The organism is Mycobacteroides sp. CBMA 271 (assembly GCF_009729205.1).
In the GTDB taxonomy this organism is placed as follows: Bacteria; Actinomycetota; Actinomycetes; order Mycobacteriales; family Mycobacteriaceae; genus Mycobacterium.
In genome coordinates, this window is sequence record NZ_VTHB01000004.1 from 102084 (window position 1) to 116696 (window position 14613).

Annotated in this window: 16 protein-coding genes; 9 read left to right on the plus strand and 7 right to left on the minus strand. The window is 65.2% G+C overall.

Annotation, left to right across the window (positions count from 1 at the left end; genetic code table 11):
• Positions 1–31 precede the first annotated feature (31 nt).
• The 6 genes from FZI91_RS11820 to FZI91_RS24320 all read right to left on the minus strand — a co-directional run bounded on the left by FZI91_RS11820 (position 32) and on the right by FZI91_RS24320 (position 5723).
• Positions 32–742, minus strand: a complete 711-nt coding sequence (locus FZI91_RS11820; RefSeq protein ID WP_162525612.1) for a sirohydrochlorin chelatase — start codon at positions 740–742, stop codon at positions 32–34.
• On the minus strand, positions 735–2015 hold the full coding sequence (locus FZI91_RS11825) for a sulfate adenylyltransferase subunit 1 (RefSeq protein WP_155939214.1): 1281 nt from the start codon (positions 2013–2015) through the stop codon (positions 735–737). Before FZI91_RS11825 ends, FZI91_RS11820 begins: the two co-directional genes overlap by 8 nt.
• 2 nt (positions 2016–2017) lie before the next feature.
• Complete coding sequence (gene cysD, locus FZI91_RS11830) at positions 2018–2947, minus strand: sulfate adenylyltransferase subunit CysD (RefSeq protein ID WP_155939215.1); 930 nt, start codon at positions 2945–2947, stop codon at positions 2018–2020.
• On the minus strand, positions 2944–3651 hold the full coding sequence (locus tag FZI91_RS11835) for a phosphoadenylyl-sulfate reductase (RefSeq protein WP_155939216.1): 708 nt from the start codon (positions 3649–3651) through the stop codon (positions 2944–2946). Before FZI91_RS11835 ends, cysD begins: the two co-directional genes overlap by 4 nt.
• Complete coding sequence (locus tag FZI91_RS11840; RefSeq protein WP_155939217.1) at positions 3648–5330, minus strand: nitrite/sulfite reductase; 1683 nt, start codon at positions 5328–5330, stop codon at positions 3648–3650. The genes FZI91_RS11835 and FZI91_RS11840 overlap by 4 nt, the downstream gene beginning before the upstream one ends.
• 102 nt (positions 5331–5432) lie before the next feature.
• Positions 5433–5723, minus strand: a complete 291-nt coding sequence (locus FZI91_RS24320) for an Ms4527A family Cys-rich leader peptide (RefSeq protein ID WP_375234342.1) — start codon at positions 5721–5723, stop codon at positions 5433–5435.
• Here FZI91_RS24320 and hemW point away from each other — a divergent pair.
• Positions 5666–6841: a radical SAM family heme chaperone HemW gene (hemW, locus tag FZI91_RS11845; RefSeq protein WP_162525611.1), complete on the plus strand. Its 1176-nt coding sequence runs from the start codon at positions 5666–5668 to the stop codon at positions 6839–6841. The two genes, FZI91_RS24320 and hemW, sit on opposite strands and share 58 nt — an antisense overlap.
• On the opposite strand, the gene FZI91_RS11850 is transcribed toward hemW, so the two are convergent.
• Positions 6838–7140, minus strand: coding sequence for a type II toxin-antitoxin system VapB family antitoxin (locus FZI91_RS11850; protein ID WP_162525610.1), 303 nt, complete (start codon positions 7138–7140; stop codon positions 6838–6840). The two genes, hemW and FZI91_RS11850, sit on opposite strands and share 4 nt — an antisense overlap.
• 121 nt (positions 7141–7261) lie before the next feature.
• Here FZI91_RS11850 and hrcA point away from each other — a divergent pair, with 121 nt between their 5' ends.
• The 8 genes from hrcA (at position 7262) to era (ending at position 14520) form a co-directional block, all read left to right on the plus strand.
• Positions 7262–8287, plus strand: a complete 1026-nt coding sequence (hrcA, locus tag FZI91_RS11855; protein WP_155939218.1) for a heat-inducible transcriptional repressor HrcA — start codon at positions 7262–7264, stop codon at positions 8285–8287.
• A gap of 33 nt (positions 8288–8320) precedes the next feature.
• A complete protein-coding gene (dnaJ, locus tag FZI91_RS11860; RefSeq protein ID WP_162525609.1) occupies positions 8321–9469 on the plus strand; it encodes a molecular chaperone DnaJ in 1149 nt (382 codons plus the stop codon).
• 8 nt (positions 9470–9477) lie between these two features.
• Positions 9478–10266 (plus strand): 16S rRNA (uracil(1498)-N(3))-methyltransferase, encoded by a 789-nt coding sequence (locus FZI91_RS11865; RefSeq protein WP_155939219.1) that lies wholly within the window; start codon positions 9478–9480, stop codon positions 10264–10266.
• A 137-nt stretch (positions 10267–10403) separates the two neighbouring features.
• A complete protein-coding gene (locus tag FZI91_RS11870) occupies positions 10404–11459 on the plus strand; it encodes a PhoH family protein (RefSeq protein WP_162525608.1) in 1056 nt (351 codons plus the stop codon).
• Positions 11456–11968 (plus strand): rRNA maturation RNase YbeY, encoded by a 513-nt coding sequence (gene ybeY, locus FZI91_RS11875; RefSeq protein WP_155939220.1) that lies wholly within the window; start codon positions 11456–11458, stop codon positions 11966–11968. The genes FZI91_RS11870 and ybeY overlap by 4 nt, the downstream gene beginning before the upstream one ends.
• Positions 11968–13275 (plus strand): hemolysin family protein, encoded by a 1308-nt coding sequence (locus tag FZI91_RS11880; RefSeq protein ID WP_155939513.1) that lies wholly within the window; start codon positions 11968–11970, stop codon positions 13273–13275. The genes ybeY and FZI91_RS11880 overlap by 1 nt, the downstream gene beginning before the upstream one ends.
• On the plus strand, positions 13268–13609 hold the full coding sequence (locus FZI91_RS11885) for a cytidine deaminase (RefSeq protein WP_155939221.1): 342 nt from the start codon (positions 13268–13270) through the stop codon (positions 13607–13609). Before FZI91_RS11880 ends, FZI91_RS11885 begins: the two co-directional genes overlap by 8 nt.
• The gene (gene era / locus FZI91_RS11890; protein ID WP_162525607.1) at positions 13606–14520 is read left to right on the plus strand and encodes a GTPase Era; all 915 of its coding nucleotides are present in this window, start codon (positions 13606–13608) and stop codon (positions 14518–14520) included. Before FZI91_RS11885 ends, era begins: the two co-directional genes overlap by 4 nt.
• Positions 14521–14613 lie beyond the last annotated feature (93 nt).

A 14613-nucleotide genomic window follows, 5' to 3' on the forward strand; every position in this document is an offset into this window, starting at 1 on the left:
AGACCACACATGCGCATGCAACAATGTGTTGCTAGGTAGCGGGGACCAAAGGGGAGGTGTCCTGATACGCACGCACGGTCGACTGATAGCGGTCAAGCACGACGCGTGCCACCGACCGATTCGCTCCCAGCGGTGCGGCCACCGCGATATCGACATCTGCGGCTTCGGCACGGACCTGGTCCAGCAGCAGTCCGGGGGAGAGGAACCACGGCGCTACAACGATTTTCGTAGCGCCGTGGGCTCGCAGTGAGTCGGCCGCATCGCCCAAGCTCGTCGAGTCGCCGGTGGCGAACACCGTCGTCGATATCGCCCACTGTGCGGCCAGTGCCCGGGTGCGGGCATTGGCAGTGGGATCCGAAGAACCGACCGCCGTGAGGATGACACCGGGGTTCTCGATGCCGAGCTCGGCCACTCGCAGCCGGGCCAGATGCAGCAGCCGATCATCGGCACCCAGCACCGGGGCCTGAGTCACCTGCAGTCCCGAGGGGGCGGAGGAGAGGATCGTCGGCAGGTCGATCCGTGCGTGGTAAGCATCCGACAGCAGCAGCGGCACCACTACGGCGGCGCCGCTCAATTCAGCCAGCACGTCAACGAGGTTCGGCTCCGACAGCTCAAGAAAAGCCAACCGAACATCCAGGTCCGGTCGGAGCATCCGCACCTGTGAGACCAGCCGCTGCGCATTCTTCGCGAACCGCGGGTCGCGGCTCCCGTGCGCTACGGCAAGAAGCGTTGGACTAGACACGATTCAATTCGACATGGCGCAGGACATCGCCAACCAGCCCCGCCGCCAACGTGTTACCGCTCGACGGATCGATCAGCAGGAAGCTCCCCGCCGTCCGGCTGTCGACGTACTCGTCGACACTGATCGCCTCGGCCAGGCGAACACTGATCTGCCCGATGTCGTTGAGTTCCAAGGATTCCGGCGCAGGATCGGCGGTTAGGTTCTGCTCGTCGAAACGCTCCACCAGCTCCGCGATAATCGCGGGGACGGTGCGGGTCCCATGCTTGAGCAGCAGCCGCGCTCCGGCCTTCAACGGCTTGTCGGCCAGCCAGCACACCGTGCCGTCGATCTCCGAAACCGGCTCGGTCACATCGGTCGACGCGATCAGATCACCCCGTGAGGCATCCACATCGTCGGCAAGAATCAGCGTCACACTGCGACCCGCTTCGGCGACCTCAAGGGGTCCGTCGGCGGTATCGATACCGGCCACCGTGGTGCGCTGCCCGGCCGGGGAGATCACCACCTCGTCGCCCACTCGCACGGAGCCGGCAGCCACTTGGCCGGCGTAGCCGCGGTAGTCGGGGTATTCGGCGGTGCGGGGCCGGATCACGTACTGGACGGGGAAACGCAGCCCCACCGAACTCGATTCCTCGTGCGCCGGAACGGATTCCAGGTGCTCGATGAGGGTAGGTCCATCGTAGAAACCGGTACGCTCACTGCGGTTGGCAACGTTATCGCCGTGCAGAGCCGACACCGGGATCTCGACGACGTTCTCAGGCTTCCAGCCCAATGAGGTTGTCAGCTCGTTGAACTCGGCGCTAATCGCCTCGAAGATCCGCGCGCTATCGGGCACCAGGTCGATCTTGTTGACCGCCAACACCAGCCGGGGCACCCCCAGCAGTGCCAACACGGCCGCGTGGCGACGGGTCTGCTCGATGACGCCCTTGCGCGCGTCCACGAGCAGGATCACCAGCTGCGCCGTCGACGCCCCGGACACCGTGTTCCGGGTGTACTGCACATGTCCGGGAGTGTCGGCGAGGATGAACGAGCGCTTGGGAGTGGCGAAGTACCGGTATGCGACATCGATGGTGATGCCCTGCTCGCGCTCGGCACGCAGACCGTCGACGAGTAGCGACAGGTCCGGGGCGTCGAGGCCGCGTGACTCCGAAGCCTTGGCGACGGCTTCGAATTGGTCGATGAGTACCGACTTGGTGTCGTACAGCAGCCGGCCCACCAGGGTGGACTTGCCGTCATCGACGCTGCCGGCGGTGGCAATGCGCAGAAGATCGCTCATGATCAGAAATAGCCCTCTCGCTTGCGGTCTTCCATCGCCGCCTCAGACACCCGGTCATCGCCGCGGGTCGCGCCGCGCTCGGTGATTCGCGACGATGCCACCTCGGCAAGCACTGCCTGCACGTCAGCAGCATCCGAGAGCACCGCGCCGGTGGTCGAACCGTCGCCAACGGTGCGGTAGCGCACCGAAAGTGTCTGTAGTTCTTCGCCGTCGCGCGGCCCGCCCCAGGGGCCTGGGGTCAACAGCATGCCGTCGCGGTTGAACACTTCGCGCTCATGCGCGTAGTACAGGTCGGCCAGTTGCACATCTTCTCGGGCGATGTAGCGCCAGACGTCCAGCTCGGTCCAGTTGCTGATCGGGAACACCCGAACGTGCTCACCCGGCGAGTGGCGGCCGTTGTAGAGGCTCCACAGCTCGGGGCGTTGCTTCTTGGGATCCCACTGTCCGAAGGCGTTGCGCAGGCTGAAGATTCGTTCCTTGGCGCGCGATCGCTCCTCGTCGCGGCGTCCACCGCCCAGCACCGCGTCGAACTTGTTGTCGGTGATGGCCTCCAGCAGCGGAATGGTCTGCAGCGGGTTGCGGATACCGTCCGGCCGTTCCGTCAGCCGCCCGTCTGCCAGGTAGTCCTCCACCTTGGCGACCACCAGGCGCAGGTTGTGCCGCTCAACGATCTCGTCGCGGAAGGCCAGCACCTCGGGGAGGTTGTGCCCGGTGTCGACATGCAGTAGCGCGAATGGAAGCGGCGCGGGCCAGAAGGCCTTGAGCGCGGTGTGCAGCAACACCGTCGAATCCTTGCCGCCGGAGAAAAGCAACACCGGGCGCTCGAATTCGCCGGCCACCTCGCGGATGATGTGGATCGACTCGGACTCAAGATCGGTGAGAGTCTCGGTAAATTCCATGGTGGATTCTGTTCCCGATTCGGTAATCGTCATGAGGCGTGCAACCCGCATTCTGTCTTGGCGAGGCCCTGCCAGCGTCCACTCCGGGCATCGCCGCCGAGTGCCGGCTTGGCCGTGCACGGGGCGCAGCCGATCGACGGATACCCCTCGTCCACAAGCGGATTCACCAGCACGCCATGCTCGTCGGTGTACTTCTGCATATCTTCGTCGGTCCAGGCCGCGATTGCGTTGATCTTCACGAGCCCGAACGCCTCGTCGAAACTGATGAGCGGCGCGTTGGCCCGCGTTGGTGCCTCGACGCGGCGAATCCCGGTCACCCAGGCCGAATATCCGCCGAGCGACTTGCGTAGCGGAACGACCTTGCGCAACCGGCAGCATTCCCCGGGATTGGTGGAGAACAGGTCCTTGCCCACCAGCTCGTCCTGCTGCGCCACCGTCTGTTCGGGGGCGACGTTGACGATATGGATGTCGTAGACCGATTCGACCGCGTCACGCGTGCCGATGGTCTCGGCGAAGTGATATCCGGTGTCCAGGAACAACACGTCGACACCCGGACGCACCTGTGCGGCAAGGTCAACCAGCACCGCATCTTGCATGTTGGACGCGACGACGTAATCACCACCGAAGTTCTCATCGGTCCACCGGATCAGTTCCTCGGCGGAGGCGTCCTGTAACTCGGCGGCGCCGCGGGCGGCAATGTCACGTAAAGCGGACTCGTCCAGGGTTCTCGCGCTCATCGCAGGTCAGCCTCCTCGGCTCGAACCGCCCACTGCGCGAAGCGCTCTCCGTCGGTGCGCTCCTTGACGAAGTTGCGCACCACCCGGTCGATGTAGTCGCCGAGTTCGGCGCTGGTCACCTTGTGCTGACGCAGCTTGCGGCCGAATCCGCTGTCCAGGCCCAGGCTTCCGCCCAGGTGCACCTGGAAACCCTCGACGCTGTTCCCGTTTCCGTCGTCGACCATCTGGCCCTTGAACCCGATATCGGCGATCTGAGACCGCGCGCACGAGTTGGGGCAGCCGTTCATGTTGATGGTGACGGGGGTATCGATCTGGGAATTGAGGTCGTCGAGTCGCTGCTCCAGCTCGGGAATCAAACTCTGTGCCCGCACCCGGGTTTCGGTGAAAGACAGCTTGCAGTATTCGATGCCCGTGCACGCCAGTAGGTTCTTTCGCCAATGCGACGGCCGCGAGGGCAGGCCCAGTGCGTCGAGCCCCGTTTCGAGCTCGGCCAGATTCTCGTCGGGAATGTCGAGGATGATCAGCTTCTGGTGCGGTGTGAGGGCGACGCGGTTGGAACCGGCCTTCTCGGCGAGATCGGCGATCGCCGACAGCGTCGTGCCAGAGACGCGCCCGGCAATGGCGGAGATGCCAATGGCGTTGAGCCCGTTCTTGAGTCGCTGCACGCCCACGTGATCGATCGGGTGCGCGGGCGCAACCGGGGCGGGTCCGTCGATCAAAGTCCGCTTCAGGTACTCGGTCTCGAGAACTTCCCTAAACTTTTCCACGCCCCAGTCCTTGACCAGGAACTTCAACCGGGCCTTGGAACGCAACCGTCGGTACCCGTAGTCGCGGAAGATCCCTACCACGCCCTCCCAGACGTCCGGCACCTCATCCAGGGGCACCCACACCCCGAGGCGCTGGGCCAACATGGGATTGGTCGATAGGCCGCCGCCCACCCACACGTCCAGGCCCGGGCCGTGTTCGGGATGCACCACGCCGACGAACGCGACGTCGTTGATCTCGTGCACCACGTCCTGCAGACCGGAGATGGCCGTCTTGAACTTGCGGGGCAGGTTCGAGTACTCCTTGTTCCCGATGTACCGGCTGGTGATCTCGTCAATCGCCCACGTCGGGTCGAGCACCTCATCGAGCGACTCGCCCGCCAGTGGGGATCCGAGGATCACGCGGGGGCAGTCGCCGCAGGCCTGCGTCGTGTACAGCCCGACCTCGTCGAGGCGACGCCAGATCTCGGGCATGTCCTCGACCCGGATCCAGTGGTACTGGACGTTCTGGCGGTCGGAGATGTCGGCGGTGTCGCGTGCGTAGGCCGTCGACAGCTCACCGATGGTGCGCAGCGCCTGGGTGGTCAGGGCGCCGCCGTCGCAACGCACCCGCAGCATGAAGTGGTCGTCCTCGAGCATGTCGGTGTTGTCGTCACCGGTCCAGGTGCCGTCGTAACCCTGTTTGCGCTGGGTGTACAGACCCCACCAACGGAACCGGCCACGCAGGTCGGTCTTGTCGATGCTCTCGAATCCCTGCTTGGAATAGATGGTTTCGATGCGCTCGCGCACGTTGAGCGGGTGGTCGTCCTTCTTCACCTGCTCGTTGGGGTTGAGCGGCTCGTGCTCTCCGAGAGCCCACTGGCCCTCGCTGCGTTGGGGCTTGGGGCGAGCGGGCTTGGTCTCGCTGGTGGTCATGGTGCTCCTCACAAGGCGGGCACAGTCGTGGGCGTCACACCGGGGGCTGACCGGAGGCGCAAATCCTCACGACCGTTGGGTGGCAGACGGGGCAGGACTACGTCAGTAAGGGAGACAACACGCGCTACAGACACGCTTCAGGTCAATGTGTCGCCGCGCGACAAGAGGGACCTGAACTGTGCTCACGCGGCCAATTGTGCCACGCGAACCTGATACCACGCGCCACCGGGCCGTAATTCTGCTCACACTGAGCAAAACCCCTATTTGGTGTGGGGGATTCCCGCCAGGAACCACACAGATTTTTTCTCCCGCCGACACTGACACACACTTGATCGGTGAGGCCCGAAACGATCGCCACTTTGCCGCCCTTGGTGCCGGCGGCGGGGCGCCCATTTGGGATCTATGTGCACGTGCCGTTCTGTGCCACACGCTGCGGATACTGTGACTTCAACACCTATACCGCCGATGAGCTCGGCGAGGGCACCTCGACCAGCGGCTGGCTGGAGGCGTTGCGCACGGAACTGGAGTTGGCTGCGCGGACCCTCGACTCGAATCCGCCGGTGGAAACCGTGTTCGTCGGGGGCGGGACACCTTCGCTGTTGGGCGGTGCCGGGCTTGCCGAGGTGCTCGACGCGATTCGCGCGCATTTCACGCTCGCACCGGGTGCCGAGGTGACCACCGAGGCCAATCCCGAGTCGACGTCGCCGCGGTTTTTCGAGGCGATCGGTGCGGCCGGGTACACGCGGGTTTCGTTGGGCATGCAATCGGCGGCCCCGCATGTGCTGGCCACGTTGGATCGCGTGCACGCGCCGGGTAGGGCCGTGGCCGCCGCCCGCGAAGCACGTGCGGCCGGTCTCGGGCACGTCAACCTCGATCTCATCTACGGCACCCCCGGCGAGACCGACGACGACCTGCGTCGATCCATCGACGCGGTGCTCGATGCCGGCGTCGACCACGTATCGGCGTACGCGCTGATCGTCGAGGAGGGCACGGCCCTGGCGCGACGCGTGCGTCGCGGCGAGCTGCCGAATCCCGACGAGGACGCTCTAGCCGATCGCTATCAACTCCTCGACACCGCGCTCTCGGCGGCCGGTATGGGCTGGTACGAGGTGTCCAACTGGGCGCGCCCCGGCGGCGAGTGCCGCCACAATTTGGGCTACTGGGCAGGCGGCGAGTGGTGGGGTGCCGGGCCCGGTGCTCATGGACACGTCAACGGCGTGCGCTGGTGGAACGTCAAGCACCCCAACACCTACGCGAAACACCTCGGGGAGGGCCATCTTCCGGTTGGCGGGCATGAAATCCTCAGCCCCGTCGAACGGCACACCGAGGACGTGCTACTCGCGGTGCGCCTCAATACCGGAATTGCTTTGGCGGACTTGACAGTTGACGAGCGAGGTCGGGTGCCTGAGGTGGTGGCCAAGGGGCTGGGGCGGTTGGTGAGCGATCGGCTGGTGCTCACCGATGAGGGGCGACTGCTCGCCGACGGTGTGGTGCGTTCGATCCTGGATTAGTGCAATGCATCCATATCGAAAACCCTGGCATGCAGCACAACCCGATTCCGCAGCGCGGCCCGGACTGCTCGGTGCAGCCCGTCCTCCAGATAGATGACGCCCTGCCACTTCACGGCATGGGGGAACAGATCGCCGTAGAACGTGGAGTCCTCACTGAGCAGGCGGTCCAAGGCGAGCACCGTGGTGGTGGTGACGAGCTCGTCGAGGCGGATCTGCCGGGGCGGGATGCGTGACCAATCCCGCGTGGACAGTCCGTGTTCGGGGTACGGCTTACCTTCGCGAACACCCTTAAATATCACTGCAAATCATTCCTTGCAGATCCCGTCATAACTCCCGAGGTTAGCCTGAACGGCCTCACTGGCGTGTTAGCCCTGCATGGCCCCGTAAAATGAGGGAAACAGCCGCAGCAGGGAGGTGACCATGGCCAGCGCCGACGACCGACGATTCGAGGTGCTGCGCGCCATCGTGGCCGACTACGTCACCACCAAGGAACCCATCGGGTCCAAGGCCCTGGTCGACAGGCACAGCCTCGGGGTATCCAGCGCTACCGTCCGCAACGATATGGCGGTGCTGGAGGCCGAGGGCTACATCGCCCAGCCGCACACCAGCTCAGGGCGGGTTCCGACGGAAAAGGGCTACCGCGAATTCGTGAACCGGCTCGAGGACGTGAAGCCGCTCTCGGGTGCCGAGCGCAAGGCCATCCTCAACTTCCTGGAGGGCGGCGTCGACCTGGACGACGTGCTGCGCAGGGCCGTGCGGCTGCTCGCCCAGATGACCCGACAGGTCGCTGTCGTGCAATATCCGACGCTGTCCTCATCCAGCGTGCGTCATCTTGAGGTGGTGTCGTTGACTCCGGCCCGGCTGCTGTTGGTCGTCATCACCGACACCGGGCGGGTTGATCAGCGGATCGTCGAGCTCGGGGACGTCATCAATGACGAAAAACTCGGCCGGCTGCGCGTGCTGTTGGGTGCAGCGTTGGACGGCAAGAAGCTCTCGGCGGCCTCGGTGGCCGTCGCCGAACTGGCCGAACAGGCCACAGATGATCTGCGCGACGTACTCACCCGCGCGGCAACCGTGCTGGTGGAGACGCTCGTCGAGCATCACGAGGAGCGTCTGCTGCTCGGAGGAACGGCCAACCTGACGCGCAACTCCGCCGATTTCGGGGGATCGTTGCGCTCCGTGCTGGAGGCGCTGGAGGAGCAGGTGGTGGTGCTGCGCTTGCTCGCGGTGCAACAGGAAGCGGGCCGAGTCACCGTGCACATCGGTCACGAAACCGCTGCTGAGCAGATGGTGAGCACCTCCGTCGTCTCCACCCCGTATGGTGCGGGCGGAGCGGTATTCGGCGGAATGGGTGTGCTGGGGCCCACCCGGATGGACTACCCGGGAACCATCGCGAACGTTGCGGCGGTTGCCATGTATATCGGCGAAGTGCTAGCCAATCGCTAGCAGTATGTGAACAGATTAGGACGTAAGAGCACTGTGGCGCGTGATTACTACGGCATCCTCGGGGTCAGCAAGGGTGCCAGCGACAGCGAGCTGAAGCGGGCATATCGCAAGCTCGCCCGCGAGCTGCACCCCGACGTCAACCCCGACGAACAGGCCCAGGCCCGGTTCAAGGAGGTCAGCGTCGCCTACGAGGTGCTGACCGATCCCGAGAAGCGGCGCATCGTCGACCTCGGCGGCGACCCGCTGGAAAACGGCGGCGGAGGCAACGGCTTCGGCGGCTTCGGTTCCGGTTTCGGCGGTCTGGGCGACGTGTTCGAGGCCTTCTTCGGTGGATCGGCCGGAGGATCGCGCGGCCCGCGTGGCCGGGTGCAGCCCGGATCCGACTCGCTGTTGCGGATGCGGCTTGAACTGATCGAATGCGCGACGGGTGTCAGCAAGCAGGTAACCGTCGACACCGCGGTGCTGTGCGACGGCTGCGGCGGCAAGGGCACCCACGGAAACTCGGCGCCGAGCGCCTGCGAGACCTGTGACGGGCGTGGCGAGGTGCAAACCGTGCAGCGTTCGCTGCTAGGCCAGGTCTTGACGTCGCGGCCCTGCCCGACGTGCCAGGGGGCCGGCGAGGTCATCACCGACCCGTGCCACAAGTGCGGTGGCGACGGTCGGGTGCGTGCGCGGCGCGAGATCACCGTCAAGATCCCTGCCGGTGTCGGCGACGGGATGCGCGTGCGGCTCGCGGCCCAGGGTGAGGTGGGGCCCGGCGGCGGCCCGGCCGGTGACCTGTACGTCGAGGTGCACGAGAAGCCGCACGACGTGTTTATCCGCGACGGGGATGACCTGCACTTCACGGTCCGCGTCCCGATGGTCGAGGCGGCGTTGGGCACCAGCGTGTCCGTCGACGCGATCATCGACGGACCGACCGTCATTAAGGTCGACCCGGGTTCGCAGCCGGGGTCGGTGGTGACGCTGCGCGGAAAGGGTATGCCGCATCTGCGCACGGGCGTGCGCGGAAATCTGCACGCCCATCTCGATGTGGTGGTGCCGACCCGGATGGATTCCAAGGAACGTGAACTGCTGAAGGACTTCAAGAAGGCCCGGCACAAGGAAGAAGCCGAAGTGGTCTGGGCCGACTCTGCGTCCGGTGGGGTGTTCTCGCGGCTGCGCGAGGCCTTCACGGGCCGGTAGTAGTCGCCATGGCGGCCGCCACGATCTTCTACGTCGAGCAGGTCCCGGCAGCGGGCGCGTCGCTGGTCCTTGACGGGGACGAGGGGCATCACGCGGCACGGGTGCTGCGCATGCGTGCCGGCGAGTCCGTCATGGTCTGTGACGGTGCCGGCTGCGTGGGCGACGGCGTCGTGTCCGAGGTCGAGCGCGCAGGCCTCTCGATCACGGTATCGGCGCGCTGGTCGGTTCCTTCTCCTTCTCCCAAAGTCACTGTGGTGCAGGCACTTCCCAAATCAGAGCGCTCCGAGCTGGCCGTCGAGCTGGCGGTGGAGGCCGGCGCCGACGAGATCGTCCCGTGGCAGGCGCAGCGCTGTGTGTCGCGCTGGGATGCATCGAACGACGCGAACAAGGCGCGCAAGGGGCAGCGGCGTTGGGAGGCCGTCGCCCGCGCGGCATCGCGGCAATCGCGACGGGCCTTTGTGCCGGACATTGGGGCGCTGGTCGGCACGGTAGATCTGGCCGATCTAGTCCGTCAGCGGGTCGCTGACGGAGCCGTGGTGTTGGCGCTGCATGAGTCCGAACCTGCGCCGCTGAGTTCGATGCGCGATCGGCTGTCTGCCGCGCCGTCGGTGATGTTGATTGTGGGGCCCGAGGGCGGTATCGCGGACGAGGAGCTGGGGGTTTTGACGGACGCGGGCGCGGTCCCGGTGCGCTTGGGGCCCACGGTGTTGCGGACCTCGACTGCCGCGGCGGTGGCACTGGGGGCGCTCGGGGTGCTGACGAATCGGTGGGTAAGTGCTCCGCTCGAGCATCGATGAGCGCCTGCGCGAAGAGGCGACGGCACTGATGAGCGCCTGCGCGAAGAGGCGACGGCGCCAATCGAATGGAGCACTAGGGCACTGAGCGGTAAACTGAGATGTCACCAAAACCCCAGAGAGTAGGCATCGAAAACCACGTGACGAGCCGAGAAGAACGTGCCGCTGTACCTTCCAAGGAAGTCCGCAGCAGCGTCGAGATTCCGAACGACCTCATCATGGGCCTGCTGGGTTCAGCTGATGAAAATCTGCGCGAGCTAGAGGACGTCCTTCCCTCCGAGGTGCACGCTCGCGGCAACACCATCACCTTTACCGGCGAACCCGCCGAGGTGGCGCTGGCCGAGAGAGTGGTCTCCGAGCTGATGGTGATCGCCCGCCGCGGCCAGCAGCTGACGCCCTCGACGGTTCGGCACACCGTAGCGATGCTCACCGGAGACACCAGCGAGTCGCCCGCCGAGGTGTTGAGCCTGGACATCCTGGCGCGCCGCGGTAAGACCATCCGTCCAAAGACGTTGAATCAGAAGCGCTATGTGGACGCGATCGACGTCAACACCATTGTGTTCGGTATTGGCCCGGCCGGCACTGGCAAGACCTATCTGGCAATGGCCAAGGCGGTCAACGCGTTACAGAGCAAGCAGGTGTCGCGCATCATCCTCACACGTCCCGCTGTCGAGGCGGGGGAGCGGCTGGGATTTCTGCCGGGGACGCTGAGCGAGAAGATCGACCCGTACCTGCGCCCGCTTTACGACGCGCTGCACGACATGATGGACCCGGAGCTGATTCCCAAGCTGATGGATGCGGGGGTCATCGAGGTTGCGCCGCTGGCATACATGCGTGGCAGGACGATCAATGATGCGTTCATCATTCTCGACGAGGCGCAGAACACCACCGCCGAGCAGATGAAGATGTTCCTCACCCGGCTGGGGTTCGGCTCCAAGATCGTGGTGACCGGCGACATCACGCAGGTGGACCTGCCGGGCAGTTCTCGCTCGGGTCTGCGTGCGGCGATGGAGATCCTGGACAATATCGAGGGAATTCACTTCTCGGAGTTGACCAGTGCCGATGTGGTTCGCCACCGGTTGGTGTCGGAGATCGTGGACGCTTACGCCCGATTCGAGGACTCGGACCTGCAGGGCGGCCTGCACAGTAATCGCGCGCAGCGGCGCGCCTCGGGGAACCGGAGCCGGCAGCGATGAGCATCGAGGTCGTTAACGAGTCGGGTATCGACGTCGCCGAGGGCGAGCTAGTCAGCGTTGCACGATTCGCCATCGCGGCGATGGATGTGCATCCGGCGGCGGAACTTTCGATGATGCTCGTCGACTTGGCGGCGATGGCCGATCTGCACATGCGGTGGATGGATCTGCCCGGACCCACCGACGTGATGTCGTTCCCGATGGACGAGCTGGAGCCCGGCGGGCGTCCCGATGCGCCCGAGCCGGGGCCGTCGATGCTCGGAGACATCGTGCTGTGCCCGCAGTTTGCCGCGGAACAGGCTGAGGCGGCTGGGCATTCGTTGGCTCATGAGCTGGCACTGCTGACCGTGCACGGGGTGCTGCATCTGTTGGGGTATGACCACGCCGAACCGGAGGAAGAGCGCGAGATGTTCGCGCTGCAGAACCAGCTGCTGCAGGACTGGTACGCGCAGCAGGCCCAGCTGTACCGCGATAGCCGACTGCTCGACAAATCGCAACGCTTCGACGAGTGATGGGCGGAATAGGGCTGCTGCTGGCGGCAATCGTGCTCGTCGGACTGGGTGGTGCGTTCGCAGCCATCGACGCGGCCATCAATACAGTGTCCTCGGCGCGTGTCGATGAGCTGGTGCGTGAGGAAAGGCCCGGTGCGGTAAGGCTTTCCCGGGTGATTCGGGAGCGTCCGCGCTACGTGAACCTGGTGGTGCTGCTGCGCACGGTGTGCGAGATCCTCTCGACGGTGTTCCTGGTCGGTTACCTGACGGCGCGGATGAGTCTGGTTGCCGCGCTGACAATTTCGGCAATCGTCATGGTGGTGACGAGCTTCGTGGCGATCGGGGTGGGCCCGCGCACGTTGGGGCGCCAGCACGCGTATTCGATCGCGCTCGGCGCTGCCGTTCCGTTGCAGGTGATTTCGGTGCTGCTGGGACCCATTTCTCGACTGCTCATCCTGTTGGGTAACGCGGTGACTCCTGGACGTGGCTTCCGCAACGGCCCGTTTTCCTCCGAGATCGAGCTGCGCGAGGTGGTCGATATGGCCCAGCAGCGGGGTGTGGTGGCCGATGACGAGCGCCGGATGATTCAGTCGGTGTTCGAGCTCGGCGATACCCCGGCGCGCGAGGTGATGGTGCCGCGCACCGAGATGGTGTGGATCGAGAACGACAAGACGGCGGGGCAGGCGACGTCGCTGGCGGTGCGCAGCGGGCATTCCCGCATCCCGGTCGTCGGAGAGAACGTCGATGACGTGGTCGGTGTCGTATTCCTGAAAGACCTTGTGCAGCAGACGTACTACTCGGTGAACGGGGGTCAGGACGTCAACGTTGCGCAGGTGATGCAACCGGCGGTCTTTGTCCCGGATTCCAAGCCGTTGGACGAGTTGCTGCGCGAGATGCAGCTGCACCGCAAGCACATGGCGCTGCTCGTCGACGAGTACGGGGCGATCGCCGGGCTGGTGACCATCGAGGACGTGTTGGAGGAGATCGTCGGGGAGATCGCCGACGAGTACGACCATGACGAGGTCGCGCCGGTGGAGGATTTGGGCGACAAGAACTTCCGGGTGTCCGCCAGACTGCCCATCGAGGACCTGGGCGAGCTGTACGGCATCGAATTCGACGAGGACCTGGACGTCGAGACGGTGGGCGGGCTGCTGGCGCTGGAGCTGGGCCGCGTTCCGCTTCCCGGCGCCAGGGCCGCCTCGCATGGACTGTTGTTACAGGCCGAGGGCGGCCCGGATGTCCGTGGCCGGGTACGTATCGGCACCATTCTGATACAGCCCGATCCGGAAGCATTGCAGGACAAGGAAGCGGAGGAACGGAATGAGTGAGTTGGACCCAGAAGAAATGGACCCTGAGGACAACAAGCTCGTCGTGCTGGCCCGTGGGGCTATGGGACGTGCCGAGGCGACCTCCGGTGCGGCGGTACGCGATGGCGACGGGCGAACGTATGCCGGTGCTTCGGTAGTACTTTCATCGCTCTCGTTGACTGCACTGCAGGCGGCCGTGGCGGCGGCGGTGTCCAGCGGCGCGACGGCCATCGAGGCGGCGATCCTCGTCGGCGGTTCACACGATGACCCGGGTATCGACGCGGTGCGGGAGCTGTCGCCGTCGGCGACGGTCGTCGTGACCGACCGCACCGGCGTGCCTACGGGGCAATTGTGAGCTCGCCGGAGTTCCGTTCCGGTTTCGTGTGTTTCGTGGGGCGGCCGAACACCGGCAAGTCCACGCTGACCAATGCTCTGGTTGGGCAGAAGGTGGCGATCACGTCCAGCCGACCGCAGACCACCCGGCACACCATTCGCGGGATTGTGCACCGCGAGAATTTTCAGATCGTGCTCGTCGACACTCCGGGTCTACACCGGCCGCGCACGCTGTTGGGTAAGCGGCTCAACGACCTTGTGCGCGATACGTATTCCGAGGTCGACGTGATCGGGTTGTGCATCCCGGCCGATGAGCGCATTGGACCGGGGGACAAGTGGATCTACGAGCAGATCAAGCTTGTCGCGCCGCGTACGACGCTCATCGCCGTCGTCACCAAGATCGACAAGGTGAGCAAGGAGCAGGTCGCCGAACAGCTGCTCGCAGTGTCCGAGCTGGTCGGGCCGGATGTGGATATTGTCCCGGTGTCCGCGGTTTCCGGCGCCCAAGTCGAGGTGCTGACAGAGGTTTTGGCGTCCAAGCTGCAATCCGGGCCGGCGTTCTATCCCGACGGCGAGCTAACCGATGAGCCCGAAGAGGTGCTCATGGCCGAGCTGATCCGTGAGGCCGCGCTCGAAGGGGTGCGCGATGAACTGCCGCACTCGCTGGCGGTGGTCATCGACGAGGTGAACGAGCGCGAGGACCGCCCCGAGGGTTCGGAACTGATTGACGTGCACGCGATCCTGTATGTCGAGCGCGACAGCCAGAAGGGCATCGTCATTGGCAAGGGCGGTTCGCGGCTGCGCGAGGTTGGGACCAACGCGCGCAAGCAGATCGAAAACCTGCTCGGGACGAAGGTGTACCTGGATCTGCGTGTCAAGGTCGCTAAGAACTGGCAGCGCGACCCCAAGCAGCTCGGCAAGCTGGGGTTCTAGGGGCGTCGCCGCGCCCCGCCCGGCCGCCCCGCCCGCCGAAACCGAGGTTATGGCGGTTTCGTCTCGCACAAATTCGCCACAACCTCGGTCTCG

Excerpts from the sequence above, each read along its gene's own strand:
- FZI91_RS11840 (WP_155939217.1), bottom strand. The coding sequence starts at position 5,330 with ATGACCACCAGCGAGACCAAGCCCGCTCGCCCCAAGCCCCAACGCAGC.
- FZI91_RS11865 (WP_155939219.1), top strand. The coding sequence starts at position 9,478 with ATGGCGGCCGCCACGATCTTCTACGTCGAGCAGGTCCCGGCAGCGGGC.
- FZI91_RS24320 (WP_375234342.1), bottom strand. The coding sequence starts at position 5,723 with ATGGGCGCCCCGCCGCCGGCACCAAGGGCGGCAAAGTGGCGATCGTTT.
- FZI91_RS11885 (WP_155939221.1), top strand. The coding sequence starts at position 13,268 with ATGAGTGAGTTGGACCCAGAAGAAATGGACCCTGAGGACAACAAGCTC.
- ybeY (WP_155939220.1), top strand. The coding sequence starts at position 11,456 with ATGAGCATCGAGGTCGTTAACGAGTCGGGTATCGACGTCGCCGAGGGC.
- cysD (WP_155939215.1), bottom strand. The coding sequence starts at position 2,947 with ATGACGATTACCGAATCGGGAACAGAATCCACCATGGAATTTACCGAG.
- FZI91_RS11880 (WP_155939513.1), top strand. The coding sequence starts at position 11,968 with ATGGGCGGAATAGGGCTGCTGCTGGCGGCAATCGTGCTCGTCGGACTG.
- FZI91_RS11825 (WP_155939214.1), bottom strand. The coding sequence starts at position 2,015 with ATGAGCGATCTTCTGCGCATTGCCACCGCCGGCAGCGTCGATGACGGC.
- hrcA (WP_155939218.1), top strand. The coding sequence starts at position 7,262 with ATGGCCAGCGCCGACGACCGACGATTCGAGGTGCTGCGCGCCATCGTG.
- FZI91_RS11835 (WP_155939216.1), bottom strand. The coding sequence starts at position 3,651 with ATGAGCGCGAGAACCCTGGACGAGTCCGCTTTACGTGACATTGCCGCC.